Annotated in this window: 28 protein-coding genes and 1 pseudogene; 10 read left to right on the top strand and 19 right to left on the bottom strand. The window is 64.8% G+C overall.

From position 1 onward, the window contains the following. Positions 1–126: 126 nt before the first annotated feature. A complete protein-coding gene (locus FJV83_RS27785; RefSeq protein WP_142885515.1) occupies positions 127–1,749 on the bottom strand; it encodes an ABC-F family ATP-binding cassette domain-containing protein in 1,623 nt (540 codons plus the stop codon). Between the two features lie 386 nt (positions 1,750–2,135). Here FJV83_RS27785 and FJV83_RS27780 point away from each other — a divergent pair, with 386 nt between their 5' ends. Both FJV83_RS27780 and FJV83_RS27775 read left to right on the top strand, forming a co-directional pair. After that, positions 2,136–2,447: a hypothetical protein gene (locus FJV83_RS27780; protein WP_179296013.1), complete on the top strand. Its 312-nt coding sequence runs from the start codon at positions 2,136–2,138 to the stop codon at positions 2,445–2,447. 31 nt (positions 2,448–2,478) lie between these two features. Beyond that, positions 2,479–2,814, top strand: a complete 336-nt coding sequence (locus FJV83_RS27775; RefSeq protein WP_142885514.1) for a hypothetical protein — start codon at positions 2,479–2,481, stop codon at positions 2,812–2,814. A gap of 317 nt (positions 2,815–3,131) precedes the next feature. Here the strand turns inward: FJV83_RS27775 and FJV83_RS37760 are convergent, their stop codons facing one another. Together FJV83_RS37760 and FJV83_RS37755 are read right to left on the bottom strand one after the other, a co-directional pair. Beyond that, entirely contained in the window at positions 3,132–3,416 is a 285-nt protein-coding gene (locus FJV83_RS37760) for an SDR family NAD(P)-dependent oxidoreductase (RefSeq protein ID WP_348645161.1), read from the bottom strand. 28 nt (positions 3,417–3,444) lie between these two features. After that, positions 3,445–3,822, bottom strand: a pseudogene (locus tag FJV83_RS37755) (SDR family NAD(P)-dependent oxidoreductase); the annotation flags it as partial. A 176-nt stretch (positions 3,823–3,998) separates the two neighbouring features. Between FJV83_RS37755 and FJV83_RS27765 the strand changes: the two are divergent. Beyond that, complete coding sequence (locus FJV83_RS27765) at positions 3,999–4,628, top strand: glutathione S-transferase family protein (RefSeq protein ID WP_142885513.1); 630 nt, start codon at positions 3,999–4,001, stop codon at positions 4,626–4,628. A gap of 2 nt (positions 4,629–4,630) precedes the next feature. On the opposite strand, the gene FJV83_RS27760 is transcribed toward FJV83_RS27765, so the two are convergent. Next, the gene (locus FJV83_RS27760) at positions 4,631–5,230 is read right to left on the bottom strand and encodes a YdeI family protein (RefSeq protein WP_142885512.1); all 600 of its coding nucleotides are present in this window, start codon (positions 5,228–5,230) and stop codon (positions 4,631–4,633) included. A gap of 251 nt (positions 5,231–5,481) precedes the next feature. On the opposite strand from FJV83_RS27760, the gene FJV83_RS27755 reads away from it, so the two are divergent. After that, positions 5,482–6,093, top strand: coding sequence for a hypothetical protein (locus FJV83_RS27755; RefSeq protein ID WP_142885511.1), 612 nt, complete (start codon positions 5,482–5,484; stop codon positions 6,091–6,093). A gap of 28 nt (positions 6,094–6,121) precedes the next feature. Here the strand turns inward: FJV83_RS27755 and FJV83_RS27750 are convergent, their stop codons facing one another. After that, positions 6,122–6,598, bottom strand: coding sequence for a cupin domain-containing protein (locus FJV83_RS27750; protein WP_142885510.1), 477 nt, complete (start codon positions 6,596–6,598; stop codon positions 6,122–6,124). Positions 6,599–6,663: 65 nt separating this feature from the next. Between FJV83_RS27750 and FJV83_RS27745 the strand changes: the two genes are divergently transcribed. After that, a complete protein-coding gene (locus tag FJV83_RS27745; RefSeq protein WP_142885509.1) occupies positions 6,664–7,119 on the top strand; it encodes a MarR family winged helix-turn-helix transcriptional regulator in 456 nt (151 codons plus the stop codon). Between the two features lie 126 nt (positions 7,120–7,245). Continuing rightward, positions 7,246–7,974 (top strand): SDR family oxidoreductase, encoded by a 729-nt coding sequence (locus FJV83_RS27740; protein ID WP_142885508.1) that lies wholly within the window; start codon positions 7,246–7,248, stop codon positions 7,972–7,974. Here FJV83_RS27740 and FJV83_RS27735 read toward each other — a convergent pair. Both FJV83_RS27735 and FJV83_RS27730 read right to left on the bottom strand, forming a co-directional pair. Then, on the bottom strand, positions 7,971–8,960 hold the full coding sequence (locus FJV83_RS27735; protein ID WP_142885507.1) for a LysR family transcriptional regulator: 990 nt from the start codon (positions 8,958–8,960) through the stop codon (positions 7,971–7,973). The genes FJV83_RS27740 and FJV83_RS27735 overlap by 4 nt on opposite strands. A 19-nt stretch (positions 8,961–8,979) precedes the next feature. Next, positions 8,980–9,885 carry a S1C family serine protease gene (locus FJV83_RS27730; RefSeq protein ID WP_095200613.1) on the bottom strand — a complete coding sequence of 302 codons (906 nt, stop codon included), beginning with the start codon at positions 9,883–9,885 and terminating at the stop codon, positions 8,980–8,982. Between the two features lie 307 nt (positions 9,886–10,192). Between FJV83_RS27730 and yghU the strand changes: the two genes are divergently transcribed. Continuing rightward, positions 10,193–11,059 (top strand): glutathione-dependent disulfide-bond oxidoreductase, encoded by an 867-nt coding sequence (gene yghU, locus FJV83_RS27725; RefSeq protein ID WP_095789277.1) that lies wholly within the window; start codon positions 10,193–10,195, stop codon positions 11,057–11,059. A 77-nt stretch (positions 11,060–11,136) separates the two neighbouring features. On the opposite strand, the gene FJV83_RS27720 is transcribed toward yghU, so the two are convergent. Both FJV83_RS27720 and FJV83_RS27715 read right to left on the bottom strand, forming a co-directional pair. Beyond that, the gene (locus FJV83_RS27720) at positions 11,137–11,436 is read right to left on the bottom strand and encodes a DUF1236 domain-containing protein (protein WP_095775199.1); all 300 of its coding nucleotides are present in this window, start codon (positions 11,434–11,436) and stop codon (positions 11,137–11,139) included. A gap of 414 nt (positions 11,437–11,850) precedes the next feature. Beyond that, a complete protein-coding gene (locus FJV83_RS27715; RefSeq protein ID WP_348628976.1) occupies positions 11,851–12,066 on the bottom strand; it encodes an exopolysaccharide production repressor protein in 216 nt (71 codons plus the stop codon). A gap of 243 nt (positions 12,067–12,309) precedes the next feature. Between FJV83_RS27715 and FJV83_RS27710 the strand changes: the two genes are divergently transcribed. The 3 genes from FJV83_RS27710 (at position 12,310) to FJV83_RS27700 (ending at position 14,156) form a co-directional block, all read left to right on the top strand. After that, complete coding sequence (locus tag FJV83_RS27710; RefSeq protein WP_142876873.1) at positions 12,310–13,050, top strand: sulfotransferase family protein; 741 nt, start codon at positions 12,310–12,312, stop codon at positions 13,048–13,050. Between the two features lie 114 nt (positions 13,051–13,164). Then, positions 13,165–13,449, top strand: coding sequence for a hypothetical protein (locus FJV83_RS27705; protein WP_095775085.1), 285 nt, complete (start codon positions 13,165–13,167; stop codon positions 13,447–13,449). A 515-nt stretch (positions 13,450–13,964) separates the two neighbouring features. Further along, complete coding sequence (locus FJV83_RS27700) at positions 13,965–14,156, top strand: hypothetical protein (protein WP_095775084.1); 192 nt, start codon at positions 13,965–13,967, stop codon at positions 14,154–14,156. A 43-nt stretch (positions 14,157–14,199) separates the two neighbouring features. Here FJV83_RS27700 and FJV83_RS27695 read toward each other — a convergent pair whose 3' ends face one another. From FJV83_RS27695 to FJV83_RS27650, 10 genes are all read right to left on the bottom strand, one after another. After that, positions 14,200–15,447 carry an amidohydrolase family protein gene (locus FJV83_RS27695; RefSeq protein WP_246691929.1) on the bottom strand — a complete coding sequence of 416 codons (1,248 nt, stop codon included), beginning with the start codon at positions 15,445–15,447 and terminating at the stop codon, positions 14,200–14,202. 323 nt (positions 15,448–15,770) lie between these two features. Continuing rightward, on the bottom strand, positions 15,771–16,322 hold the full coding sequence (locus FJV83_RS27690; protein ID WP_142885506.1) for an isochorismatase family protein: 552 nt from the start codon (positions 16,320–16,322) through the stop codon (positions 15,771–15,773). Between the two features lie 80 nt (positions 16,323–16,402). Then, entirely contained in the window at positions 16,403–16,846 is a 444-nt protein-coding gene (locus FJV83_RS27685) for a hypothetical protein (RefSeq protein ID WP_142885505.1), read from the bottom strand. 81 nt (positions 16,847–16,927) lie between these two features. Continuing rightward, positions 16,928–18,451: a WD40 repeat domain-containing protein gene (locus FJV83_RS27680; protein WP_142885504.1), complete on the bottom strand. Its 1,524-nt coding sequence runs from the start codon at positions 18,449–18,451 to the stop codon at positions 16,928–16,930. A gap of 200 nt (positions 18,452–18,651) precedes the next feature. Continuing rightward, a complete protein-coding gene (locus FJV83_RS27675) occupies positions 18,652–19,422 on the bottom strand; it encodes an exodeoxyribonuclease III (protein WP_142885503.1) in 771 nt (256 codons plus the stop codon). 7 nt (positions 19,423–19,429) lie between these two features. Beyond that, positions 19,430–20,074: an alpha/beta fold hydrolase gene (locus FJV83_RS27670; RefSeq protein ID WP_142885502.1), complete on the bottom strand. Its 645-nt coding sequence runs from the start codon at positions 20,072–20,074 to the stop codon at positions 19,430–19,432. A 208-nt stretch (positions 20,075–20,282) separates the two neighbouring features. Next, on the bottom strand, positions 20,283–21,407 hold the full coding sequence (locus FJV83_RS27665; protein ID WP_142885501.1) for a tetratricopeptide repeat protein: 1,125 nt from the start codon (positions 21,405–21,407) through the stop codon (positions 20,283–20,285). Continuing rightward, on the bottom strand, positions 21,404–22,312 hold the full coding sequence (locus FJV83_RS27660) for a Ku protein (protein WP_095775078.1): 909 nt from the start codon (positions 22,310–22,312) through the stop codon (positions 21,404–21,406). The genes FJV83_RS27665 and FJV83_RS27660 overlap by 4 nt, the downstream gene beginning before the upstream one ends. A 234-nt stretch (positions 22,313–22,546) precedes the next feature. Continuing rightward, positions 22,547–25,051 (bottom strand): DNA ligase D, encoded by a 2,505-nt coding sequence (gene ligD / locus FJV83_RS27655; RefSeq protein WP_142885500.1) that lies wholly within the window; start codon positions 25,049–25,051, stop codon positions 22,547–22,549. A gap of 69 nt (positions 25,052–25,120) precedes the next feature. Then, positions 25,121–25,345: a hypothetical protein gene (locus FJV83_RS27650; protein WP_095775076.1), complete on the bottom strand. Its 225-nt coding sequence runs from the start codon at positions 25,343–25,345 to the stop codon at positions 25,121–25,123. Positions 25,346–25,599: the final 254 nt, after the last annotated feature.

The raw sequence follows: 25,599 nt of genomic DNA, 5'->3' as shown, positions 1-25,599 counted from the left end.
CGCGTCTCACAAGGTCCCTGGCAGCCTAGAGCGTTTCACCGTTTCATGGAAACGGCGAACCGCTCTAACTCTTTGTTTTGACGCAATTCCGGACGGAAAACCGCTCACACTTTTCCTGGAATTGCTCTAGCTCCGCAGCCCCGGCGCCTCCTGGCCCGTCCTCTCGACATACTCGGTATAACCGCCGCCATAGGTGTGGATGCCTTCCGGCGTCAGTTCCAGCACGCGGTTCGACAGTGCCGCCAGAAAATGCCGGTCGTGCGAGACGAACAGCATGGTGCCCTCATATTGCGACAGCGCCTCGATCAGCATCTGCTTGGTGGCGATGTCGAGGTGGTTGGTCGGCTCGTCCAGCACCAGCAGATTGGGCGGGTCGAACAGCATCAGCGCCATCACCAGCCGCGCCTTCTCGCCGCCTGACAGCACGCGGCACTTCTTCTCGATCTCGTCGCCGGAAAAGCCGAAGCACCCGGCAAGTGCGCGAAGCGGCGCCTGGCCGGCCTGCGGGAAATTGTCTTCCAGCGTCTGGAACACGGTGCGCTCGCCTTCGAGCAGCTCCATGGCGTGCTGGGCGAAATAGCCCATCTTCACGCTCGGCCCGCGCGCCACCGTGCCGGTGTCGGGGTCGGAAGCGCCGGCCACCAGCTTCAGCAGCGTCGACTTGCCGGCACCGTTGACGCCCATGATGCACCAGCGCTCGCGGCGACGGACCTGGAAGTCGAGCCCCTCATAGATGGCGCGGCTGCCATAGGCCTTGTGGACGTTCTTCAAGGTGACGACATCCTCGCCGCAGCGTGGCGCCGGCTGGAACTCGAAATTGACGATCTGGCGGCGCTTGGGCGGCTCGACGCGGTCGATCTTGTCGAGTTTCTTCACCCGGCTCTGCACCTGCGCGGCATGGGAAGCGCGCGCCTTGAAGCGCTCGATGAAGGCGATCTCCTTGGCCAGCATCGCCTGCTGGCGCTCGAACTGCGCCTGCTGCTGCTTGTCGGCAATCGCCCGCTGCTGCTGGTAGAATTCGTAATTGCCCGAGTAGGCGGTGAGCGAGCCGGCATCGATCTCGACGATCTTGTTGACGATGCGGTTCATGAACTCGCGGTCGTGCGAGGTCATCAGCAGCGCACCGTCATAGCCTTTCAGGAACTGCTCCAGCCAGATCAGGCTTTCGAGATCCAGATGGTTGGACGGCTCGTCGAGCAGCATGACATCGGGCCGCATCAGCAGAATGCGCGCCAGTGCCACGCGCATCTTCCAGCCGCCGGAGAGTTTTCCGACATCGCCGTCCATCATCTCCTGGCTGAAGCCGAGGCCATCCAGCACCTCGCGGGCGCGGCCGTCCAGCGCATAGCCGTCGAGCTCCTCGAAGCGATGCTGCGCCTCGCCATACTTCTCGATGATCTCGTCCATCCGGTCGGCCTGGTCGGGGTCGGCCATCGCCGCTTCCAGTTCCGCCATCTCGGCCGCCACGTCGCTCACCGGCCCGGCGCCGTTCATCACTTCGGCGACGGCGCTGTGGCCTTCCATGTCGCCGACATCCTGGCTGAAATAGCCGATGGTGACGCCGCGATCGACCTGCACCTGGCCCTCGTCGGGCTGCTCCTGGCCGGTGATCATGCGGAACAAGGTCGTCTTGCCGGCGCCGTTCGGCCCGACAAGACCAATCTTCTCGCCCTTCTGCAAGGAAGCCGACGCCTCGATGAAGACAAGCTGACGGCCGTTCTGCTTGCTGATGCTTTCAAGTCTGATCATGCGGTTTCCGGACAATGCCTGCGCTAAAAGGATTTGCCCGGCGCCTTACGCGAAGGATGGCGGCAAAGGAAGAGGCACAAGCGCCGCAGCGGGCGCGACGCTCTTCCTTCCCCCCTTGTGGGGGAAGGTGGATCGGCGCGCAGCGCCGAGACGGTTGAGGGGTGTTCCAGCGGAGTGAGACGTTGGCGTTCCCTGGAGCACCCTCATCCGACCTCGCTTCGCGAGGCCACCTTCTCCCGCAAGAGGAGAAGGAAAAACCCTGCCAGACACACTTCAGAAACAAGATTCAACATGCGGGAAAAACTGAAGAAAACATCGTCTGCGATAACCATCCCCGTAGCGGCCGGACAGCGGTCGCCACACGACGCAAAGGGATGGTCCCGACAATGCAACGACGTTCGACCGGATGGATGGGTGCCCTCGCAGGCATTTCGCTCGCCATGCTTGCGGTCGCGCAATCGGCTGCGCAGGCGGCGGTCACCCGGAGCGAATATTGCAGCCGGCTCGGTTCTCAACTCGACGGAGCCATCCGGACCAAAGCCGAACCCGGTGCCAGCGCCAGCCAGATCGCCACGGCAGAGGCACTCCAGGACAAGGCCAACCGGTTTTGTGCCGAGCGCAAGGAGGCGCAAGGCATCCGGACCTACGCCAACGCCCTGAAACTTCTTGGAGTGACACCGGTCGACCTCGACCAGTGACGGCAACCATCAATCCGAAGGAAAGCCTATCATGAACAAGCCCCTCCTCTCCGCGCTGGGTCTCGCCATTGCGCTCGGTCTGGCCATGCCGGTTATCGGCACCAGCACGGCCAACGCGGCCGCCACCACCGCCGCTGCGCCGACCACGGCTCCCGCCGCGCCGACCGCGCCCGCGACTGTTCCGGCGGCTCCCGCTGCCGTCGATGCAGCTAAGACGCCGGTCAAGGCGGCGGCGCACAAGCACCACAAGAAGCATCGCAAGCATGTGCGCAAGCACGGCCACAAACACGTGGGCAAGAAGCACGGCCACCGGCATGTCGCCAAGAAGCACACCCACAAGAAGCACGGCCACGCCAAGGCGGCTTGATCGCCAGCTTTTTTCTGACTTCCTCCCGGGAAAAGGCCGCCATTCGCTAAAAGCGAGGGCGGCTTTTTCTTGTGTACAAGAAGGCAAGCCGGATCCGCTGAAAGTTAGTCAAAACAGGCGCTTACGGTAACTCCTCGCTTCAGATCGTGAACCGCCTCAAGCCACCCCGAGTGCTGTCCGGACTTGCGGACCGCTCATGCCGCTGTCGAAGACGGTGGTGTCGGCATCGAAGCGCCGGGCTTGCGACAGCCGTCCGACCGTGCCACCGATCATGCCGGCGCCCAGAATTCCAATTCTCATCTTCGCCTCCTGTTCGCTCACCACGGCAGTCTTTTGCCGTCGCGGAAGAAGCCGCCCGTCGGCCCGTCGTCCGGCAAGGTCGCGGCCCAGACGATGCCGGCCGCCCCTTGCGCCACCGGGCGTCCGCCCGGCCCGCCCATGTCGGTGGCGACCCAGCCCGGGCAGATGGCATTGACCAGCACGCCGGAGCCGCGCAATTCCGCCGCCAGCACGCAGGTCAGCGCATTGAGCGTCGCCTTCGATGTCGAATAGGCCGGCGCCCGCTCCCATCGAGGCCAGCGAACCGCCCTCGGACGACACATTGACCAGCCTTCCGTGGCCGCCGGCCTTGAGCAGCGGCGCGAAGGCGGCCGCCACCCGCCAGGCGCCGAAGACATTGGTCTCGAAGGCTTCGCGGATGACAGTCCAGTCCGGTCGCGAGGCACGCGAGCCGGTGTCGTAGTGGATGGCGGCATTGTTGATCAGCACGTCGAGCCGGCCGAACCGGCGTTCGACCCCATCGGCTGCCCTTGCAGCCGCGTCGGATGCCGCGACATCGAGCGCGATGGCCTCGACATGGCCGTCGAGCGCTTTCGCTGCCGCCTCGCCCTTGGCCAGATCGCGCACGCCGAGCAGCACGCTGAAACCGAGTTTCGCCAGTTGGCGACCGGTTTCAAGTCCGATGCCGCGATTGGCACCGGTGATGAGGGCGACTTTGTCGGGATGCATGGTCATGTGGAATGCCTCCGTTATCGTCTCGGGAAAAGATGGCATAGCCGTAATTGATTTATTAGGCGGCGGAGATCGCAATCATTGTGCGGCCGAGTGCATGAATTGACCGGGCAGGAATCGGGTGTCGTCCGATGTCGTGCCATGCGATCGTTCGCCGATCACGAGGATCGGCCATGCTCACGCTTCACGATTATCTGCCATCGCAAAATGGCTGGAAAGTCCGGGTTCTGCTCGGCCTGCTGAAGATCCCTTACCAGACCCGCCTCGTCTCGATCTTCGAGGGCGAGAGCCACAGCGATGCCTTCCTTGCCCTCAACCCGGCGGGCGCGGTTCCCGTGCTCCAGCTCGAAGACGGCAGCGCCATCGCCGAATCCAACGCGATCCTCACCTACCTCGCCGAAGGCACGCCCCTGCTGCCGGCGGACCGCTACCGGCACGCCAAGGTGATGCAGTGGCTGTTCTTCGAACAGTACAATGTCGAGCCCGTGATCGGCTCGCTGCGTTTCTGGACCTTGACCGGACGGCTCGAGCGCAACCATGCCATGGTTGCCGGCAAGCGCGAGGCCGGCGCCCGCGCGCTGGCCGCCCTGGACCGCAGCCTTGCCGAGACGCCGTTCCTCACCGGAAACGACCTCACCATCGCCGACATCGCCATCTACGCCTACAGCCACCGCGCCGGGGATTGCGGCTTCTCTCCACCGGACTACCCGGCATTCCTCGCCTGGACCGGCCGCGTGGGCGAAGCCATCGGCCAGGGCTATCCGGTTCACCCCTACAGCATCGACCCGCATTCGGGCGGCTGAGACTACTTCTTGCCCTGCGGATAGATCGTCTCGCCACGCTTCAGCATCGCGACAAAGGTCTCGATCTTCTTCTTGCGGCCGGCCTCGGTCTTCATGTTGTGGATGCGGAAGGCGAGCGAGAAGCGGTTCTGCGCACTGAGTTTTTCCAGCATCGCCTTCGCCGCCGGCTCGGCATCGATGGCCGCCTGCAAATCGTCGGGGATTTTCATCTCCTTGCTGCCGCCATAGGCGCGCGCCCAGCGCCCGTCGGCCTTGGCGGCTTCGACCTGTTTCAGCCCATGCCCGGTCATGCGGCCCTCCTCCACCAGCCGCGCGACATTGTCGATGTTGATCTTGCTCCAGATGCTCTTCTTGCCGCGCGGCGTGTAGCGCTGGAGAAAACTGTTCTCGTCCAGCCCCTTGCGCACCGCATCGATCCAGCCGTAGCACAGCACGACGTCGATGGCCTCCTTCGGCGTGATCGACTTAAGTCCCGACCCGGCCTTGTGCACCTTGATCCACACCTCGCTTTCGGTGGCGTGGTGCTGGCCGAGCCAGGCATAAAAACTCGCCGCGTCGGAGAATTCCCGCACCTTGTCGGGATCGACCTTGACCGGCGCCATCAGCGCCCCCGCGGGTTCAGAATTGTCGTCACTGGCGTCCCTGTCATCTTGCCTCCATCATGCTGCGATTTCCGGCATCATGGCATCGGCCACTGTCAATTCCCGTCAGCAGTGAGGCACGGTGCCGCGAAATAGGGAACGCGCGATACATCGCCGTGTTGCGGCTGGAGCGCGCCCGACCAGATGGAGGAGCGCGACGCTTCCCCACCGTGCTATAGGACCACAAATGCCACGCTGGGGAACACGCCACAATGAAATCTCTGCTTTTCGGCCTTGCCTTGTTGCTGCCGGGCGTGGCGCTGGCCGAACCGATTGAAACCCGCAAGATCATCACCGCGCTGACCGGCGACTTCAACGGCGACGGCGCTCCCGACCTTGCCATGGTGGTCGAGACCGGGCCGACCGACCCGATGGACATCCACTTCTTCCTCGGGGACAAGGAGCACAATTACCTCAAGCCTGTCGAAATCGTGAGCGAACAGATCGGTGGCGAGTGGAACGGTTACGACCGGCCGGGCTACGAGAACTCCGCCACCGAGCCGGAGCTGACCATGCTGCCCAACGGCTCGATCAAATTCTATCTGCCGGCGCCGGAGATCGGCAGCGAGCGCACCAACCAGACGCTGACCATCGCCTACCGCGACGGCGCCTTCATCGTTGCCGGCTTCGCCTACGATTCCGATGATTACCTGCAGGAGAATGCCGCCAGCGCCTGCGACTACAATGTGCTGACCGGCAAGGGCACCAGCTCGAAGCAGCAGCCGGACGGCAGCACCAAGCACAAGACCGTGTCGGCTGAAGGCAAGACCATCGCATTCCGGGACTGGAACTCGGGCGACGCCTTCGCTGCTTGCCAGGAATAAGTGGCGCGCGCTGGGCCTTCGGCCGGCATCAGGGCGGTGGCGGCATTGCCGGCGTCAGGCCGTGGCGGCGCATGATCTCCATCATCGCAGCCTTGTCAGGCGGCCCGCCGGCAGCGGCGTTGAGCAGACCGAATGCCTCGCGGAAATAGTCCGGACCAATTGCCGCCGGCGTGATGACGCACAGCGTCTTGGCATCCCGGGTGCCGTTATTGTCGAAGCGGTGGACGGCGCCGCGTGGAATGCACAGCGCCTCCCCCGGCCCAACCTCGATCGGCTTGCCGTTCACGGTCCAGGTCAAGACCCCGTCAATGCCGTAGATCGTTTCCTCGTAATGATCGTGGCTGTGCGCCGGCGCGGGCAGGCGCTGCGCGCCCGGCACCACCAGTTCGAAAGCGGCGACACTGCCGTTCGAATTTTCGCCCGACACCAGGAAACGGACCGACAGCCCCTTGGTGCCGCCGATGGTCTCATTGGCTGGGTTGACCTGAAGATCCATGGCTGACATTGCGCAAACCCCTCCGGTAAATTACATTTACTAGCAGTCAGTAAACTCAATTTACCGGATCGTCAATGGCCACCTCCACCGAAGTCCTGCAGACCAAGACCACGGAGCTTTTGATCGGCGCCCTGCTGCGCGTGCCGGCGCAGGCCATCCAGCGCCGGCTGATCAAGGAGCTCAACGCCGCCGGTTTCGACGAATTGCGCCTGCCGCATATGGCCGTGCTGCAGTTTCCCGGCCCGGACGGCGCGCGCCCCGGCACCATCGCCGAACGTGCCGGCATGAGCAAACAGGCGATCAACCAGTTGCTCAGCAGCCTCGAAAATTACGGCTATATCGTCCGCTCCGACGGCGAAGGCAGCGCGCGCGTGGTGCACGCCACCGAACGCGGCCACGCCGCCTTCTGGAAGATGGTCGACATATTGCGCGACATCGAGGAGGAGTGGCGCACCGAGCTCGGGCCGGAGCGCTTCGACCAGCTCAAAGCGCTGTTGTTCGCCGTCTGGGACAGCCCGCTAGTGCGCTGACCGAAACCGCATTCGTGCATCATCATCGGCATTTCCGATGACGCTATCGGTTTCTTCCGTTTCCTTCTCGGCACACCGACCTGCCAATCCTCTGCCCTTGTCCCATCAAAGCAAAGGCAGAGCGAAATGAACCTTTCGAACCAGAAGATCCTGATCGTCGGCGGCGGCTCCGGCATGGGCCTGGCGCTGGCCAGGCGCTGCGTCGAGGCCGGCGCCACGGTCATCATCGCCGGGCGCAGCGAAGACAGGCTGCAAGAGGCGCGCGAGGCGCTTGGCAATCCCGCCGGCCTCGACGTTGCCGTCGTAGACATCGCCCGGGAAGGCCAGGTTGCGGCGCTGTTCGCCGAGATCGGTGGGCTCGACCACATTGTCAGCACGGCGGCCGACATCGACGGCGCCTACAGGCTGCTGCCGGAGCTTGACCTGAAGGCGGCGCAACGCATGGTCGACAGCAAGCTCTTCGGCCCGCTGCTGCTTGCCAAGCACGGCGCGCCACGGCTTGCGGCGAGTGGCTCGATGACCTTCATCTCCGGCATCGCCGCCTACCGGCCGGCCGCGCGCGGCTCGGTCGTCGCCGCCGTCAACGCGGGGCTCGAAGGGCTGGTGCGGGCGCTGGCCGTCGAACTTGCGCCGATCCGCGTCAACGCCGTTTCGCCCGGCTGGGTCGACACCACGATCTGGGCGCAGGTCGCCGGCGACCGCAAGGCCGAGATGCTTGCGGCGATGGCCGAGCGGCTGCCGGTCGGCAGGATCGGCCAGCCCGAAGACATCGCCGACGCCATTTTCTTCCTCATCGGCAACGGATTTGCCACCGGCATGACGCTGCATGTCGAAGGCGGGCACCGGCTGGTTTAGCCGGTGACGGTCTTCGCCAGGGAGTTGTTTGGAAACAATGCTTTGGAGCCATCTGCCGATTCAAGTCCTGAGCCCGTCTCAAGACGTTCCGGCACCAGCGTGTCGCGCGCGGCGGCGAGCAATTGCCTGAGCGCCGGCGGCTGGATGCGCCGGCGTCGCCAGATCATCGTCAGCGGTGCCGTCCGCATTCGGCCGGGCCATGGCAATTCCCTGAGCTCGCCGCGCGCCAGCGCATCGCTGACGGCGAGACGGGGAAGGAGGCCGAGCCCGGCACCCGTCGCCACCAGCCGGGCAATGGCGCCGATGCTGCCGACTTCGGCCGCGGGTTGGGGCGGAACCATATCCGCCTCGGCAAAAGCGGTGTCGAACATGTGCCGGTAGACGCATCCGGGCTCCGTCGCCACGAAGCGCAGAGCGGCCAGGTCTGCCAGGTCGCGCGGCGCGGCGGCTTGCCCGGGAGCCGCGACCAGCACCAGCGGTTCGGCCCCTATCGTGCGCCTGGCCAGGCGTCCGTCGGCGGCGCGCTTCGCACCGTCCTGACGCTCGAAGCAGAAGGCGACGTCGATGTCGCCGTCCTCCAGCAGGCGCCGCAGCGTGCCGCTGTCGGCCACCTTCATCCGCACGGTGATGTCGGGATGGCCAGCCTGGAACCCCGGAAGCCAGGGCGCCAGACGGGCCGAGGCGATCGTCTCCAGCGCGCCGATGGTCAGTGCCCCGCTGCCGCGCCCGGCAGCCGCCAGCACCGCGGCGCGCGCCTCGCCGTCGAGCCGCAGCAGCTCTTCGGCGATCGGCTTCAGCGCCAGCCCCGCCGGCGTCAGTTCAAGGCCGGACTTCGAACGCGTGAACAGGGCAGCACCCAGTTCGGCCTCGAGAGACTGGATCTGGTCGCTGACGCTCGATTGCGCGAGGTGAACCGCCTCGGCGGCACGCGTGATGTTGCGGCAGCGCGCCACCGCGAGGAAGGTCTTGAGCAGTCTGGGGTGCATTGCCGGGCCGACACCAGGCCTATTGCAGTTGCGGCTTCTTCAAGAAACTGCCGCGGTCTGCGGATTTGACGCGCAGCCAGGTCTCGCGGCCGTCGCGCACCACCCGCATCGGGATCTCGGCGCCGGCCGAGCCGCTGTCCCACAGCTTGCGATAGAAATCCGCGAGCCCGTCGACGGCGCCGTCGCGCACCTCTGAGATGACGTCACCCTGGCGCAGGCCGGCTTTTGCCGCCGGGCCGCCCTCGGTCACGCTCATCACCACCACCTTGCCGTCGCTTTCGGCCGACAGGGCGCCGAGCCACGGGCGCGGCGGCTTGGCCACCTGGCCGCGCGTCAGCAGATCGTCGAGGATCGGCGGCAACAGGTCGATCGGCACCACCATGTTGATATCGGCGACTTCGCCGGCGCGGCTCATCTGCAGGCGCAGCGAACCGATGCCAAGCAGCGCCCCGTCGGCGCTGAACAGCGGCGCCCCGCCCCAGGACGGATGCGCTGGCGCGATGAAGATCGCCTCGTCGAGCAGATACTCCCAATAGCCGGCGAATTCCTGCTTGGTGACGATCTTGGCCTCGACCGCCCGGCCGACGCCGTCGGCAAGCACCACCGCGTCGCCGATCCTGGCCTTGCCGGCATCGCCCAGCGCCACGGCCGGCAGGCCGGTCGGCGCCAGCGCCTGGACAAGGCCGAAACCCGATTCCTGATCATAGGCCAGCGCGTGCGCCGGGATGACACGGCCGTCATGCGCGGTCAGCCAGACCTCTTCGGCCTCGGTGATGAGATAGCCGATGGTCAGCACCAGCCCGTCATTGCGGATGACGACGCCGCTGCCTTCCCTGAGCGTGCCCAGCGCGCCGGCTGTGAAGGCATCCTCGGGAACAGTGGCGCGCACGGCAACGACGGAGCGCGGATTGGGATTGATGGCCATGATTTTGTCCTGCGATGCAAATGCTTGGCGGCTTCTCCTATAGGTATGGCTCGGAGGGGATGCTGCAAGGGGTGAGAAGCGGTGGCCGCAGGCCACGAAAAGCCAATTGCTTGGCTTTCGAGTTTCGAACGGTGAAGGCCCGGTCCGCCTTCAGGCAGATCAAAAGTTCCAGTGGGCGTTTTGAAGGGCTGGGGCGCGGCGCCCGCATAAACAATAGTTCAACGCAAGTTGAACTTTCGCCTCCGCGGCCCTAGCTGTAGATGCATCCGCTCAATCACATCCTTCCCATCCCCACCCGAGGCCCGACATGACAGACTACACCCCGCCGAAAGTATGGACCTGGAACAAGGCAAATGGCGGCGCCTTTGCCAGCATCAACCGGCCGATCGCCGGGCCGACGCATGACAAGGAATTGCCCGTCGGCAAGCATCCGCTGCAGCTCTATTCGCTGGCCACGCCGAATGGCGTCAAGGTCACCGTCATGCTGGAGGAGCTTCTGGCGCGCGGCCACAAGGGCGCCGAATACGATGCCTGGCTCATCCGGATCAACGATGGCGACCAGTTCGGCAGCGGCTTCGTCGAGGTCAACCCCAACTCCAAGATCCCGGCCCTGATGGATCGCAGCGGCGCCACGCCGGTACGCATCTTCGAATCCGGCTCGATCCTGGTCTATCTCGCCGAAAAGTTCGGCGAATTCCTGCCCACCGAGCAGCCGGCGCGCGCGGAAGTCCTGTCCTGGCTGTTCTGGCAGATGGGTTCGGCACCGTATCTGGGCGGCGGCTTCGGCCATTTCTATGCCTACGCGCCGCAGAAATTCGAATATGCCATCGACCGTTTCGCCATGGAAACCAAGCGGCAGCTCGATGTGCTCGACCGCCGGCTGGCGGAGACGGAATATCTCGGCGGCGAGGATTACACGATCGCCGACATGGCGGTGTGGCCCTGGTATGGCGGGCTGGCGCTCGGACGCATGTACAATGATTCCGGCGAGTTCCTGTCGGTGCAGGAATACAAGCACGTCCAGCGCTGGGCCAAGGCCATCGACGCCCGGCCGGCGGTCAAGCGCGGCCGCATGGTCAACCGCGCCTTCGGCGAGCCGGCCCTGCAACTGCATGAGCGCCACGACGCCAGCGACTTCGACACCAAGACGCAGGACAAGCTGGCCGCCGAATAGGCGGCGGCAAAAGCTGGCAAGAAAAACCCGCCACCAGATTGGTAGCGGGTTTTTTCAAATGCCTGATGCTGAACCGGTCAGTGCAGCACTTCTACGATCTGACGGGTGTCCGGGTCGACCAGGACAGTCTGGTCGTTGATCACGGCGACGCGATACTTGACGTTGGGCACTTCGCGCAGTTCGACCTTATCGGGCACCGGCGAGCCGAGCTTGAGCTCAAGGCCCAGCAGATTGACCGACGCCAGCGGCTGCTTCTTGACGTATTCGCGAACCACAGTTTCCTGCTCCGGCTGAACGACGATGGTATCCGCCAGGGCCGCACCGATGCCGCCCATCAGGACGATCGCGGCTGCCGCACTCGAAAGATAATGTTTCATAACAACCTCCATATCCATTATCCGGGCTTCCGGCCCTGTGGGAGAACTCGGCCACCGTCACGAGGTTCCATTTCGATTTGTGGAATAAATGCGACACGCCCAACAAATGCCTATTTTCTATTTTTTCGAAATCGAGCGAAAGCGCGCAATCTATGCTTTTGACAATCCGCGATTAATTACCGGATTTGAGGAATGTCGCGGAATGCACTTGACTCGGAGGATGCATCCAACGTGCTCTTTCCATAGAACGCGAACCGTCGATTGCCTTGGCGACAGCTAACGTAGAGCGAACGCTGTCGTTCCACGTGCCGTCATGGAAGACATTAAAAGGCTCGCCGGCCGGGAACAGGGGCTGGTAGTCGGTCGTCCCACTGCCGATCTATCCCCGGTATCCGGCCTCACAAGTGATCGGCCTCACAGCGAAACACCGTCGCGATGCAGCGGCGGAACACCGTCGACCTCACCCTCGCTCACCGCCTTGCGTGCGCGACTGTAGATCAGCCGCATGACGAGCGCGAAATAGCCGACTTGGAGGACCACCAGCACGGCTATCGTCCAGCCCAGCGCCTTCCAGAAAGAACCGGTGGCCATGTAAGCCCAGACCGCCACGATGATGGTCGTGGCTGACATCCCCACGAGAAATTGTCCAAAATACATCGATCCCGCATCGCCGAAACCACCCGGTTTCGCACGACTCCCTGCCCGAATTCCCAATGCCCGCCTATAAAGTTTCATTATTTTAGCAACTACGCAACTATGTGATCGTCCGACCTTAGCCCAGCCTCGAAATTTGTTGCGCGTTGACCTGGTCGGGAGCAATTTGATGCTCACGGACTGCGGGTGGCGCAGAAAATAAGTCCGGGGGATGGGGAAATGACGCTCAAACTGATCGGAGCCGGTTTCGGCCGCACCGGCACGTGGTCGACTTTTGCCGCGCTGAACAGGCTCGGTCTGCCCTGCTATCACATGCAGGAAGTGATCATGAACAAGGCCAACAAGGGCCATCTCGATTTCTGGCGCAAGGTGGCCAACAGCCCACCCGGCAGCCAGCACGACTGGAACCGCGTCTTCGCCAACTATACGGCGACAGTCGACAATCCCGGTTGCTGTGTGTGGAAGGAATTGCTGGCCGCCTTCCCCGACGCCAAGGTGCTTTTGACCTTGCATCCGCGCGGCGCCGAGGCGTGGTACGAAAGCACGATCGACACGATCTACTTCACCGAGAATGTCTGGCAGTTCAGGATCCTGGAATGGCTGACGCCCTTCGGCTGGAAATTCGGCGACATGTCGCGCAAGCTGATATGGGGCCGCACGCTGGATGGCGTGATGAATGACCGCGCCAAGGCGGTTGCGCGCTACAACGCCTATGTCGAGGAAGTGAAGGCGGCCGTGCCCCCGGACAGACTGCTGGTCTACAAGGTGACCGAAGGCTGGGCGCCGCTCTGCGATTTCCTTGGCGTGGCGCTGCCCAACGAACCCTTCCCCAACCTCAACGACCGCGAGACGATCAAGAAGATCATCCGCGACATCATCAAGGGCTCCTACATCATGCTGGGTCTGGCGCTTGCCGCCGTTGCGGTGGTGGTTGCGGCGCTGTGGTGGTGGCTGGGGTAGTGGCACCCGCAAGCTTAAGTCCGAAGGGCATCCGAACCCCTTGCCACGGGGACCGGGAACCAACCACCGCACCTCGAGTTTCGCTTTCAGTCTTTTCAAGGATTGGAGGCCAGCATGGCACCGCGCAGCAAACCACGCACCGGCGATGACGAAAGCCCTGAGGTCGAGGGTCCGACCATCGAGCAGCAGGACTGGGACGCGATCAAGGGTGCCCAGATCCTGCCCGATACCGTGTCGGAAAACGGCGACATGCGCTACGCCGTCGAAAAGGACGGCGACCTGCCGGAGGAGGACGATGACAACGCTCTCCAGCACAGCGACGACGCCTTGCCCGACGACGAGGAAGAAGCCGCGATCAAGCGGCACCCGACACGCGAGGGGCGGTTCGACGAGACATGAGGGCCAACGCCCTTTCAGACCTGCAAGCGCTCCCTCCCCGCAATGTCCGCGTAATCCTCCGGGCTTGCGGCATCCAGCGTTTCCTCGCCCGCTTCGCCGGCGAGCCGGTGAGCTTCCTCAAATGGTTCCGCTTCTCGGCGACGGCCTGTTTGCCGCGACATCCGGACTGAACCAAGTTCCACTTCACCTGCCTTCTGAGGGGCATTTTCTCCAATGAATGTGAAAGTTGGCACACCGCTATCAGATGCCGGGCGGCCGATATCTGCTCTGCTCGACGCCCGAATTGGCCCTCGACAAGGCAAAGCCTTCATATCCGAGTTGGCTAAAATAGCGGAACATCCGATGGACATTGCCGGAACCGAACAGGACCCGTCGGACCTTTGCATACCTCACCTAAGACCTTGGTCCCAAAAGGAAAGGCAAAAGGCCGATGTGGCCCGTCACCGGGAACATACCGCCTCCGCCGTCGTTTGCCGCAAGATCTGCTGACCGGACGGGATTTCGGAGGAAGAGCCATGCACCATCGGTCCATCATCACCAGAACAGGCCACGGCCCGGGCACGGCGGTCGCCGTGTTGATGGTCGGACTTGTGGCGGTTGGGATCGTTTTCCTTGTCCTGGGCGGCTTGCTCTATTTCGGCCAGCAGCCGCCTGATCAACGCGCGCTGTCCTCCGTGCCAGCCCGATCGGCCCAGGCGGTCGATTGATGTGTGCGCAATCCGCGACGCCGCCCTCTGCCGGCAGCGCGTGTCAGCGCGCCAGCACCTTGCCATCTCTGGCAACGGCCTTGCCCCGCCGGTAGACCGTGCGGTCCTTCGGCACGGCCACCACCGCTTCGGGCACGTGCTGCGCCGGCATGGCGACGAAGTCGGCCTTGGCGCCGACGGCAATGCCATAGTCCGCCAGCCCCAGTGCCCTGGCGCCGGCATGGGTCACCACATCGAAGGCCGCCGCGAGCTCGCGGTCCTCGTAGAAGCCGGAGCGATAGCCGATCATGTTGGCCCGGTTCAGCATGTCGCCATCGCCATAGGGCCACCAGGAATCCCGGATGTTGTCGGAACCGCTGAACACGGTGACGCCGGCCTGCCGCAGGGCCGCCACCGGCGGGAAGGCATGGTTGCCGGGCGCATTGGTCATGATCGCGACGCCGGCCGCCGCCAGCATCGCGCCGGCCCTCGCCAGCGCGTCGGGCGGGATGTCGCCAAGCCCATAGGCATGGCTGACGGCGACATGGTCCGCCATGCCGAGCGTCTTTGTCCGCGCGGCGATCTCCTCGACCTGGAATAGGCCGAGCGCGCCGCCGTCATGCAGATGGATGTCGACGCCGGCGCCATGCTTCCGCGCCAGGGCGAACACCACATCGAGATGGCCCTTCACATCGCGGTCGAAGCTGGCGGGGTCGAGCCCGCCGACAAGGTCGCAGCCGAGCCTCAGCGCCTCGTCGAGCAGCTCCGCCGTGCCGGGCGAGGACAGGATGCCGCTTTGCGGGAAGGCGACGAGCTGGATGTCGATGAGGTCGCGGTATTTTTCGCGCACGGCCAGGATGGTCTCGACATGGCTGAGCCCGACCGATGCGTCGACCATGACATGGCTGCGCATGGCTAGGCTGCCATTGCCGACGCAGAGCTCGAGCTGGTTCTTCGCGCGCTCCGCCATCGGCGCTGCGGCGGCAAGGTTTCGCGCCTGGAAGGCGACGCGCTCGCGCACGTCGAACCCGTTGGTGCAGGGAATGTGCGGGCGCCAGGCATCGCCATAGAACGAGGTGTCGAGATGGATGTGCCCCTCGACGAAGGCCGGCACGACAAGCTGGCCATCAAGGTCGATGATGGCGGGGTCGACGATGCCGGGGGCGACGGCGGCGAAATCAGCCGGCGGCGCCTTGCCGGCCGGCACGATGGCGCTGAAGCGGCCGCCGATGACGAAGAAATCCGCCAGCGACCCGTCGGCCAGTTTCGCGTTGCGGAAAATCGTCTGTTCGCTCATCGTCTGCTCGCTCATGGGCGCCATCGCTGCTGAAGCGCCAGTCCTCGCCGCCCGCCTGCCGTGGGTCAATGCGGCAGCCAAGGAAACTGTTTCGCGCAATTGCCGCTGGTGCCGGCGAGACAGAGCGCGAATCCGAGCCGCGGCTCTTGCCTATTCCGCTTTCGCGGAAGTTTCGGCGGCCCCGCAATGTGCCATTGTGTTATCGCGGCGGTACGAGCCGCCCTGGTTGACGCGGGCGCCCAGCCATCCCCAACAATGCGCCGCCCCGTCCGCGTCGACCATGGCTTGGCATTGTGATCCGTCCGGCAGGCCGGGCTGTCATGACCGTCGTTGCCGCTTCAACCGCCAACCAGCGCCTTTGTCGTCACCAGATTGACGCCGGCCTCGGCGAATTCGTCATTGTGCCTGGCGATGATCTGCTCAGCGCTCTCGCTGGCACTGTCCAGCGTGCTGTGGGCGTCGGAAACCACGGTGACGCCGAGCCCTCTGGCGATTGCGGCCCTGACGGTTGCCGCGACACAAAAATCAGTCTGCGCACCGACGATCACAACCCCACCGGCCCCCTGCCCAACCACCCAGTCGCCGAAGGCTGAATTGCTGAAAGCATCGCGCACGGACTTGGCGAAGGTCGGTTCATGATCGGCTTGCTGAAGAGCGGGCCATACCGGCCAACCCGCCTCGCCCGGCGCCAGCGGATCGCCTTCGGGTCCATCATGCCTGACGAAAGCGACCTTGCGTCCATCCCGTCTTGCCCAGTCGATCACCGCCCGGGCGCGCTCGGCAATGCCGGGCGCGTCGTGGATCGGCGGCTCGTGCAGGCCGTCGAACATTCCGGTCTGGAGGTCGATGACGATGAGCGGCGCGTTGGCCATGAGGCTGGGTGCTGACATGATTTTTACATAGCATGGCGGGGAAGGCGATCAAGAATTTCGGAGTGCCTTCATTGTCGTCTTATTGGCCTGTCGCTCGATCATTGGTTCTGCAAAAGATGGCGACCGACAAAAAGCCCTGCACCAAGAACGCCCGTGGCGACGGCAAACAGCACCAACGCTGCGGCAATGCGGCCGGCAGCTGCCATCGATCTTACGCTGTGCTGCAAGCCGCTGATTTCACGAAGCGTTCGGAGGGCCAGTACGGAAATTCCAGTGGCAACGGCAGCGGTCACCGCCAAAACAAGAAGCACCGCCAGATTTGGGGGATGGTTATAGACACCGACAACCGCCTCACCAAGATGGGAAAGGAAAAACGGGGCATATCCTATGGCCGCAAAGACGCCGCCAAGCACAAAGTAAGTGACCAGGCGCCAGGGCCACTCCGAGAGCCAACGCTTGCCGGCCAGTTTTCGTGCGCGATGGTCCAGTACTGCAAAGCAAATACTGCCGGCAATCCAGCAAAAGCCGATCCACCAATCCATCCAGGCATGATATCGGACCGGACGTTATCTAGAGGTTAAACCATCACTATATTCGGCTATCGATCCCTTTGCGCGTACATTTCACTCCGGCGCGCCGGCAAACAGCACCACGCCATCCCCTCCAGCCGCCGGCCAGTCCCTGATGGTGCGGTCGTAGCCGCCGGTCAGCACCGTGCCGTCCGGAGCGAAAGCCACGGCGTAGATCGGGCCGGTCTGGCTGTCGAACAGGGCGATCTGGTTGCCGGTTTCCATGTCCCACAGCCGCGCCGTGCCGTCGAGCGAGCCCGACAGCAGGCGCTTGCCGTCGGCCGACAGCGCCAGTGTATAGACCGTGCCTTCATGGCCCTCGAAGCGCTTCACCTCGCGGCCGCTGTCGAGATCCCAGACCTTGATCGTCAGGTCGCCGCTGCCGGTGATCAGATGATGCCCGTCGGCGGTGAAGACGGCGCCATAGGTGCCCTGCTCGTGGCCGTGCCAGCTGCGCAATTGCTTGCCGCTTTCGATGTCCCAGAGTTTCAGCGTGCCATCGATGCTGCCGCTGAGCGCCTGCTTGCCGTCGGGCGAAACGGCGACCGCGCTGATCGACCAGTCGTGCCCGCTCAGCACATGCAGCACGGAATTGTCGACGAGGTCCCAGACGATGACGTTGCCGGTGTCATGCCCGCTGACGGCGCGCTTGCCGTCCGGGCTGATGGCTAGCTTGTTGACGCCGCCATTCTGGCCGGCCTGGAAGACATGCAGCACGGCGCCGTCGGCAAGTTTGCGCAGCACGATCTCGCCATCGTCGCCGCCCGTCAGGGCGCTGACGCCGTCGGGCATATAGAGCGCGGTGCGCGCCATGTCCTTGTGGACGCCGAGGTTGCGGATGAGGTGCTTGCCGCCAATGTCCCAGAGCTTGATCACACGATCGGTGCTGGCGCTCATGATCGATCGGCCGTCCGGCGCCACCGCAAGCCAGACGACGGCGTCGCGATGGCCGTCGGGCTGCGTCGGCGCCGCCGGTGGCGGTGGCGGCAACGGCGCCACGGTCGGCGGCGGAATGACGGCGAGCTCCGGCGGCGCGGCCGGCGCCTGCGGCGCGGGCACCGGCGGCGGGTTGGCGGCTATCGGTGGCGGAGCTGGTTGCGGGGCCGGCGCAGGAGCCGGCTCAGGTGCCGGTGGCGCGCTGGCGACATCCTGGCCCTTCGGCTCGGCGGGTTTGGGTTCGGCCATCTTCGGTTCATTCGGCTGGGCGGCCACCTCGCCGCCGCCCCACGGGCCGAACCGGTCGATGGCCAGTGCCGCCAGCACAATCAACGGCAAGGCGAAGAAAATCTTGCGCAGGCCGGGCCTGCCGGTCTCCTGCACGTCGGCCGCGCGGCCGAACAGCGGTGTCCCGGCCAGATGCGCCGGCCGCCCCGGCAACAGCCCGGCCCAGAACAGCACCGCGCCGACAAGGCAGGCGAGCGCCAGCAGCGAGAAGACCGCCATCTGCGTCGCCCAGGGCTCTTGCATGGCCGTCAGGCCGAAACCCTTGCCGCCCGGCAAGAGATAGAGATGTGCAAGGCAAACCGCGGCCAGCGCCATCAGCAGCACCGCCATCAACCTGTCGGCAAGCCTGTTCATGGCGCAAGGCTCATGCCGGTGACCCCGCCGATGACGGCATCGGCCTCGATATTGGCAGGCTGTGGTCGCATCGAATTCCTCGCCACGGCCGATCTTACGCAAGGCCGCGGCGGAGTCGAGTGGCCGCCGGTGCGAATGCCGCGCGGGCGCGAACGCACGATGAACCTGCAGACGTCGCCGGGAGATGACCCGGGCGCGAGCTACCTCAACTCCACCCAGACCGGCGCATGGTCGCTGGCGCCGTCCTCGTCGCGCACGGCGCGGTCGATGCCCGCCCCCTTCAGCCGGCGGGCGAGCGTCTTCGACAGCAGGATGTGGTCGAGCCGCAGACCCGCATCGCGCGGCCAGCGGTTTCGGCGGTAGTCCCAGAAGGTGTAGAGCGTCTCTTTCGGATAGACCTTGCGCAGCGCATCAAGCCAGCCCTGCTCGATGAGGGCCGCGAAGGCGGCGCGGCTTTCCGGCTGCACCAGCGCGTTGTCGTCATAGGAGCGCGTGGCATAGATGTCGCGCGGCTCGGGCACGATGTTGTAGTCGCCGGCCAGCACGACCGGCAGGCCGGTGTCGAGCAACTGCCCGGCATGCGCCTCCAGCCGCTTGTGCCAGCCCAGCTTGTACTGAAATTTCGGCCCCGGCCGCGGATTGCCGTTCGGCGCATAGAGGCAGGCGATGACGATGCCGTCGACCGCCGCCTCGATGTAGCGGCTCTGCCGGTCGGCATCGTCGCCGGGCAAGGCATCGCGGGTCAGCACCGGCTCCGCGCCACGCGCCAGGATGGCGACGCCGTTCCAGGTCGGCTCGCCCTTCCACACCGCGCCGTAGCCGGCATCGGCAAGCGCGGTGCGCGGAAACTGCATGTCGCGCGCCTTGAGTTCCTGCAGGCAGACGACATCGGGTTTCGCGACCGCCAGCCAGGCCAGAAGGTTTTCCAGGCGGCTGTTGATGTTATTGATGTTGAAGGTGGCGAGTTTCATGGGCGGGTCAGGACGCGAACCGCCCCGCCCAACCCTTCACCGTCTCCGCCAGCGTCTTCAAATGATCCGCCGTCGAGAACCCCGACACACTCTTGCGCGGCTTGAGATCATGGTCGCCGTCCTCCAGCCAGATCACCTCGATCGCATCGGACAGCCCATAACCCGCCACCTCGTCGCGCGTGCCGAACTCGTCGCGCGTGCCCTGAAAAATCAGCGTCGGCGTCTTCAGCCCGGTCAGATGCTTTGTCCGCAACTGGTCGGGCTTTCCAGGCGGATGGAAGGGATAGCCGAGGCAGACCAGCCCGGCAATTTCGCCCTTGGCGAACATCTCGTCCGCGACCATCGAAGCGACGCGCCCGCCCATCGACTTGCCGCCTATGACGAGCTTGCCGGTCACGCCCCTGGCCCTGAGATCAGCGATCGCCTTGATATATTCCGGATTGACCGTCTCGGCGCGCGGCGGCGGCTTGCGCTGGCCGTAGCGGCGGGCGGCCATGTAGTGGAATTCGAAGCGGGCAACCTGGAAGCCGGCCGCAGCCAGAGCCTTGGCGGTTGCGGTCATCGAGGGCGAATCCATCGACGCGCCGGCGCCATGCGCGAGCAGGATGGTGACGGGAGCGGTGTCGAAGCCGTCGAAGAGGAAGCTGGTCATGGGGCGTCTCGCGCCGCAGTGACGTTGCCAATCTCCCCCCTCGTGGGGGAGATGCCCGGCAGGGCAGAGGGGGGCGCCAAGGAATGCCGGCCTTCAGTCAAATCTCTCCCGGGCAAGACGGTCTCAAATGAGCCGATCCGTTGGCGGGACAGCGCCCCCCTCTGTCCTGCCGGAGATCTGCTGTCATCGCGACCTTCGCCAATCATGGTCACCCCGCCGTCCGTGCCAGCTGCATATCCACGAACTGCACGCCCCTGGCGGCCACCCCGGCCCATTCGGACTCCGCATCAAGCTCCAGATACCGCACCCAGAGCCGCCGCGCCTCGGGCAGATTGCCGGCGTCGAATTCCAGCCTGGCCAGGTTGAACACCGGATCGGCATAGCTCCTGTCGAGCGCGATCGCCTTGTGCAAATGCCGCCGCGCGGAGGCGTCGCGGCCCTGCTCGCTCATCAGCCCGGCGAGGTTGAACCAGGCTTCGACGAAGGCCGGGTCGAGCTTGATCGCCCTGGCATAATCATGCGCGGCATCCGCCGCGTGGCCGCCGGCGCGCAGGCAGTTGGCGCGGTTGAAGGCGGCGATGGCGTCGCTGGGGTCGATGGCGAGGCAGCGCTGGTAGAGCACGGCGGCACCATCATGGTCGCCGCCCTCCTCGGCCGCTTCGGCCTCGGCGAACAAATCTTCCAGCGTGTCGTCGCCTTGTGCCGCGGCGCCCAGGTCGAACAGCAATTGCCCGTCGAGCTCACTCTGGCCGCCTTCGAGATAGATCGCGTCGGGGCGGCCGTGCTGCGAGCCGACATTGAGCGATTTGGCGGTGAGCGAGGCGACCGGGCCGGAGCGGTGCACGGAGCGCGCGATCGCGCCCCAGGTGGCGCCGCCGGCAACCAGCCCGGCATATTTGCGCGCCAGGATCAGGTCGCGGAAGGAATAGGGCTCGCAGTCATGCTCGAAGGCATCGAACAAGCTGAGTAGGTCGAGGTCCGCGCCCGACAGCCTGGATTGCTCGATCAACGATTGCCGCGACAGTGACGACGCCTCCGGCGCCTTCATCAGGCCGAGCAGGCGCAAAAAGCCATTCTCGCTGATCAGCGTGCGCCCGGCCGCGCGCTCGGCGGCGACGCGACGCTCGATCCCGGCATCGCCGCTTTTCGTCAATCCGGCCTTGGCGAGCAGCGTGCGGCCGAACACGACATGCGTGGTGCGCCTGGTGATGCCGCGCCTGAGCTGGCCGTGCTGGCGCTCGACCTCACGCGCGGCGAGCCGCAGGGGAAACGCCGCCAGCGCGCCGATGGTACCGAAGACGGCGCCCGGAACCGAAACGGCCGGTGCCGTCATTTCTTGCTCTTGCCGACCGCCTTGAGCAGACTGGCCTTCAACGGATTTTCAGGCGCGCCGCCCGCTGCCGCCTTCTTGGCGGCGGGCTTGGCCGCCACTTCATCGGCCTTGCTCTTCGACTTGGCCGGCGGCTTCGACTGCGACAGGCTGGCCTTCAGCGCATCCATCAGGTTGATGACATTGCCGCGCTCGGGCGCGGCCGCGATGATCGGCTTGTGACCCTTGAGCTTCTCGCGGATCATCGCCATCAGCGCGATCTCGTAGCGGTCCTCGTAATCCTTCGGATCGAAGGTGGTTTCCTTCTGCTTGATCAGCGCTTCGGCGAGCTGGAGCATTTCCGGGTCGGGTTTGCCTGCCGGGATGTTGCCGAAATATTCAGCTGTGCCACGCACTTCGTTCGGGTTCCTCAACGTGCACACGAACATGCCGTTCTCGCGCGCGCCGATCGTTACCACCCGCTCGCGGCTGGACAGCACCAGCCGCGCGATCGCCAGCTTGCCGGATTTGCGCATGGCTTCGCGCAGCACGGCGAAGGTTTCCTCCGCCATTGCCCCGTCCGGCGCCAGGTAATAGGGCGCGTCCTGGTAGATGACATCGACCTCGCCCTCGTCGACGAAGGCCTCGATGTTCATCGTGTGGTTGGATTCGATGCGCACCGCGTCGAGGTCGGCTTCATCGATGATGATGTACTGCTTGTCCTCGTACTCGTAGCCCTTGACCAGGTCCGAGCGCTCGACGAGCCCGAGTTCGGGATCGACCGGCTTCATGTTGATGCGGTTATGGGTCTTCTTGTGCAACTGATTGAACGAGATGCGCTCGCTGGTCGTCGTCGCCGGATAGAGCCGGACCGGACAGCTGACGAGGCTGAGCTTGAGATAACCCTTCCAACTTGCCCTGGGCGCCATGATACACTCCTACGCGGCCATGCACTGATACTGCTCAGCGCTTTTCGTCCGAAGGACGATTGACGCCGTGGAAATCCTACACCGACCCCGCATGATACCGGCAAATCCCTGACGAAGTGTTTTAGGGCGCTGGAGGGGTTGTTGGGGAGAATAATTCAAATTGTAAGAAGCGTCGATGGACTGGAATTTTAAACGCTGGCGGGACCACCGATCGGGGCGGCCCTTATCTCGCGCCTACTTCCTCGCCCCCTCGAATACCGGCAAATCCCGCGCAAAATCCTCGATATCCGCCCAGGGATCGCCCGATGTCTCCAGCAGCCCCGGCAGCGAGGAATAATTCAGGTCCTGCGGCGCGTCGATCGCCTCCAGGTCGCTCCAGCTCACTGGCGTCGAGGCCGGCAGATTGGTGCGGGCGCGCAGCGAATAGGGCGCGGCGGAGGTGTGGCCGCGGGCGTTGCGGTGATAGTCGATGAAGATGCGCTTCTTGCGGTTTTCCTTGCCCATGGTGGTGGTGAATGTGTCGGGCGCGGTCGCCGCCAGATGCGTGGAGATGGCGCTGGTCGCCTGGTGCAGCTTCTTCCAGTTCTGCTTGGGTGTCACCGGCACGGTGATGTGGATGCCGTTGCCGCCGGACGTCTTGGCGAACGGCACCAGCCCCAGCCCCTCGAGCTCGCCCTTGATGTGGACGGCGGCTTCCACCACTTCGCGCCAGGAAATCCCCTCGCCCGGGTCGAGGTCGAAGACGATCTGGTCGGGTTTGTCGAGGCTCAAGCGATGCGTGCCCCAGGTGTGGAACTCGACGACGCCGAACTGCGCCAGCGCCAGATAGCCCTTTGCCCCCTCGACCGAGAGGTAGGATTTGGTCTCGCCCTCGGAATTGGTCGCCTGGAACGTCACCACCGAGGGCGGCATGCCGGTGAAGGCATGGCGCTGGAAGAAGCAATCCTTTGGCAGGCCGGTCGGGCAGCGCACCAGCGACACCGGGCGGCCGAGGATGTGCGGCAGCATGAAGTCGCCGACCAGCGCGTAATAGACGGCGATGTCGAGCTTGGTCGGCCCGGTCTTGCCGAACAGCCTCCGCTCCGGATTGGTCACCCAGATGGTGGCGAGATCCGCCTCCGAGATCAGCCGCTTGCGCTTGGCCGAGACCGGCGTCGACAGGCCGACATCCCTGAGACCGCGAAATACGCCATGGCGCAACGCATTGTCCGCCGTGCGGTTGGCGTAATGGATGCGCGCCGAAAACAGCGGCTTCACCCAGTGCATCTCGCGCATGATCTCGCGCGGCACGCCTTCCGGCGCCGTGGCGCCGGAAGTCAGCGGCTCTAGCCGGGCGAGCAGGTCGGCAGCCGTCTCGGCATCGAAGCCGGTGCCGACCTTGCCGCGATAGTGCAGTTCGCCTTCCTCCCACTCGGCCATGCCGAGTGCCGCCAGCCCTTCCGCCGCGTCCGAAATCGTGTAACCCGCGATGACGAAATCGTCCTTCTGCAGCGCCTTGCACTTAGTCCAGCTCTTGGTGCGGCCGCTCTGGTAGATCGCGGAGGCGCGCTTGGAAATGACGCCTTCGAGACCGAGCTCCGTCGCCTGGTCATAGAGCCCCTGCCCGGAGCCCTCGACATGGTCGGAGAACTGGATGGCGGAATTCGCCCCGAGCCCGCCAAGCAGCTCGGCCAGCAGCGCCTTGCGCCGGATGAGCGGTGCTTTCAGCAAGTCCCAGCCGTCGAGATGCAGGAGGTCGAAGGCATAGAAATGCAGCTTGCTGCCGGCGCCCTCGGCCAGCGCGTCCTGCAGCAGCGCGAAGCGGCTGATGCCCTTGGCGTCGAGCACGACGATCTCGCCATCGACGATCGCCTCGCGGCACGGCAGTTTGGCGAAGGCATGCGGCAGGTCGCCATAGCGCTTCGTCCAGTCGATGCCGCCGCGGGTGATCAGCCGCACCTGCCCGTCGGACAGATGCGCCATGGTGCGGTAGCCGTCGAATTTGATCTCGTGCAGCCAGAGTTCGTTGGTGTTCTCGGCAGGGCCTTCGCCGCCCGGCGGCCTAAGCGCCGGCGTCGCCAGCTGCGGCTCGATGCGGCTGAGCGCCGGCGCCTTCACCGCGCCGGGCAGTTCGCCGGGTTTCAGGGAACCCGGCTTTGGCGCGGACTTCGCCGCCGGTTTCGCGGCGGCCGCCAGTTCCTCGATGCGCAGGCCGGATTTCACGCTTTCCGGCCGCGCCTCCAGAATATTCAGCGCCGTGTCGGCGGCGAGGTCGCGCTCCTTGAACAGCAGCCAGTTCTTCTTGTTCTCGTCCTCGCCGGGCTTGGGCTTCAGGCGGGTCAGCATCCAGCCGCCATTGAGCTTTTCGCCGGCCAGCCGGAACTTGAAAGCGCCGGTGCGCAAGCTCTTCTCGACATCGTCCATCGGCGCCCAGGTGCCGGTGTCCCAGACGATCATCGGCCCGCCGCCATATTCACCCTCGGGAATGACGCCCTCGAAATCGATATATTCGAGTGGATGGTCCTCGGTCTCGACCGCCAGCCGCTTGTCGGCCGGGTTGAGCGAAGGTCCGCGCGGCACCGCCCAGCTCTTCAGCACGTCGCCGACCTGCAGGCGCAGATCATAATGGTCCGCGGTGGCGTGATGCTTGTGGACGACGAAGCCGTTGCCGTCGCCGGTGATCGGCCCGCCGGCCGGTTCCGGCGTTTTGGAAAATTCGCGCTTGGCGCGATAGGTTTTGAGTTTGGCGGGAGCGGGCATGGTCAAGGACCGAAGCGCTTGGCAAGCAGGAGCAACCGCCGCGTTCCGGAACGGATGGAAGTCACGCTCTCAATCGTCGGCAGCCGGGGTCAGCTCGAGCTCGGCCGGCGACAGGCCCTGCTGCAGCTGGGCGAGCCGGAACTCATCCACCCAATAGGCCTCGCCGTCGACCAGCACGCGTGCGCGGTAGGCCCCGTCCGAAAAGCTTTGCGCTGTGATGTAGACCTTGTGGGCGTCGAGCGCCTTGCGCACCGCGGCGCGCTTGGCATTCTGGCCGGTGACGGGACTGAACATGACGCTGCCCTCGGTCGCCCTGACACATCAGGCGACTGGGCTCAAGGATGACGGAGACACGCCTTGCTGTCAATTTCGGGCATGAACACGGCGCGGACCGGCAAAATCTCGCAGGCAGTCCGGACCGGAGCTGTTTTCAGCTTGCCGGCCCGGAACCACCCACCGCCTTGTGTCCTTCCCAAGACAGTGGACCAGATAAAAGCGTCGTCGCCGATCCGCTTTGACATGGATCAACTGCATCGCCGTGCGGGCAC

Source organism: Mesorhizobium sp. WSM4307 (assembly GCF_007003945.1).
GTDB lineage: Bacteria > Pseudomonadota > Alphaproteobacteria > Rhizobiales > Rhizobiaceae > Mesorhizobium.
Note: the sequence above shows the minus strand (reverse complement) of the source record. Positions and strands in the feature narration are given on the sequence as shown.

Excerpts from the sequence above, each read along its gene's own strand:
- FJV83_RS27785 (WP_142885515.1), bottom strand. The coding sequence starts at position 1,749 with ATGATCAGACTTGAAAGCATCAGCAAGCAGAACGGCCGTCAGCTTGTC.
- FJV83_RS27780 (WP_179296013.1), top strand. The coding sequence starts at position 2,136 with ATGCAACGACGTTCGACCGGATGGATGGGTGCCCTCGCAGGCATTTCG.
- FJV83_RS27775 (WP_142885514.1), top strand. The coding sequence starts at position 2,479 with ATGAACAAGCCCCTCCTCTCCGCGCTGGGTCTCGCCATTGCGCTCGGT.
- FJV83_RS37760 (WP_348645161.1), bottom strand. The coding sequence starts at position 3,416 with ATGTGTCGTCCGAGGGCGGTTCGCTGGCCTCGATGGGAGCGGGCGCCG.
- FJV83_RS27765 (WP_142885513.1), top strand. The coding sequence starts at position 3,999 with ATGCTCACGCTTCACGATTATCTGCCATCGCAAAATGGCTGGAAAGTC.
- FJV83_RS27760 (WP_142885512.1), bottom strand. The coding sequence starts at position 5,230 with ATGGCGCCGGTCAAGGTCGATCCCGACAAGGTGCGGGAATTCTCCGAC.
- FJV83_RS27755 (WP_142885511.1), top strand. The coding sequence starts at position 5,482 with ATGAAATCTCTGCTTTTCGGCCTTGCCTTGTTGCTGCCGGGCGTGGCG.
- FJV83_RS27750 (WP_142885510.1), bottom strand. The coding sequence starts at position 6,598 with ATGTCAGCCATGGATCTTCAGGTCAACCCAGCCAATGAGACCATCGGC.
- FJV83_RS27745 (WP_142885509.1), top strand. The coding sequence starts at position 6,664 with ATGGCCACCTCCACCGAAGTCCTGCAGACCAAGACCACGGAGCTTTTG.
- FJV83_RS27740 (WP_142885508.1), top strand. The coding sequence starts at position 7,246 with ATGAACCTTTCGAACCAGAAGATCCTGATCGTCGGCGGCGGCTCCGGC.
- FJV83_RS27735 (WP_142885507.1), bottom strand. The coding sequence starts at position 8,960 with ATGCACCCCAGACTGCTCAAGACCTTCCTCGCGGTGGCGCGCTGCCGC.
- FJV83_RS27730 (WP_095200613.1), bottom strand. The coding sequence starts at position 9,885 with ATGGCCATCAATCCCAATCCGCGCTCCGTCGTTGCCGTGCGCGCCACT.
- yghU (WP_095789277.1), top strand. The coding sequence starts at position 10,193 with ATGACAGACTACACCCCGCCGAAAGTATGGACCTGGAACAAGGCAAAT.
- FJV83_RS27720 (WP_095775199.1), bottom strand. The coding sequence starts at position 11,436 with ATGAAACATTATCTTTCGAGTGCGGCAGCCGCGATCGTCCTGATGGGC.
- FJV83_RS27715 (WP_348628976.1), bottom strand. The coding sequence starts at position 12,066 with ATGTCAGCCACGACCATCATCGTGGCGGTCTGGGCTTACATGGCCACC.
- FJV83_RS27710 (WP_142876873.1), top strand. The coding sequence starts at position 12,310 with ATGACGCTCAAACTGATCGGAGCCGGTTTCGGCCGCACCGGCACGTGG.
- FJV83_RS27705 (WP_095775085.1), top strand. The coding sequence starts at position 13,165 with ATGGCACCGCGCAGCAAACCACGCACCGGCGATGACGAAAGCCCTGAG.
- FJV83_RS27700 (WP_095775084.1), top strand. The coding sequence starts at position 13,965 with ATGCACCATCGGTCCATCATCACCAGAACAGGCCACGGCCCGGGCACG.
- FJV83_RS27695 (WP_246691929.1), bottom strand. The coding sequence starts at position 15,447 with ATGAGCGAGCAGACGATGAGCGAACAGACGATTTTCCGCAACGCGAAA.
- FJV83_RS27690 (WP_142885506.1), bottom strand. The coding sequence starts at position 16,322 with ATGTCAGCACCCAGCCTCATGGCCAACGCGCCGCTCATCGTCATCGAC.
- FJV83_RS27685 (WP_142885505.1), bottom strand. The coding sequence starts at position 16,846 with ATGGATTGGTGGATCGGCTTTTGCTGGATTGCCGGCAGTATTTGCTTT.
- FJV83_RS27680 (WP_142885504.1), bottom strand. The coding sequence starts at position 18,451 with ATGAACAGGCTTGCCGACAGGTTGATGGCGGTGCTGCTGATGGCGCTG.
- FJV83_RS27675 (WP_142885503.1), bottom strand. The coding sequence starts at position 19,422 with ATGAAACTCGCCACCTTCAACATCAATAACATCAACAGCCGCCTGGAA.
- FJV83_RS27670 (WP_142885502.1), bottom strand. The coding sequence starts at position 20,074 with ATGACCAGCTTCCTCTTCGACGGCTTCGACACCGCTCCCGTCACCATC.
- FJV83_RS27665 (WP_142885501.1), bottom strand. The coding sequence starts at position 21,407 with ATGACGGCACCGGCCGTTTCGGTTCCGGGCGCCGTCTTCGGTACCATC.
- FJV83_RS27660 (WP_095775078.1), bottom strand. The coding sequence starts at position 22,312 with ATGGCGCCCAGGGCAAGTTGGAAGGGTTATCTCAAGCTCAGCCTCGTC.
- ligD (WP_142885500.1), bottom strand. The coding sequence starts at position 25,051 with ATGCCCGCTCCCGCCAAACTCAAAACCTATCGCGCCAAGCGCGAATTT.
- FJV83_RS27650 (WP_095775076.1), bottom strand. The coding sequence starts at position 25,345 with ATGTTCAGTCCCGTCACCGGCCAGAATGCCAAGCGCGCCGCGGTGCGC.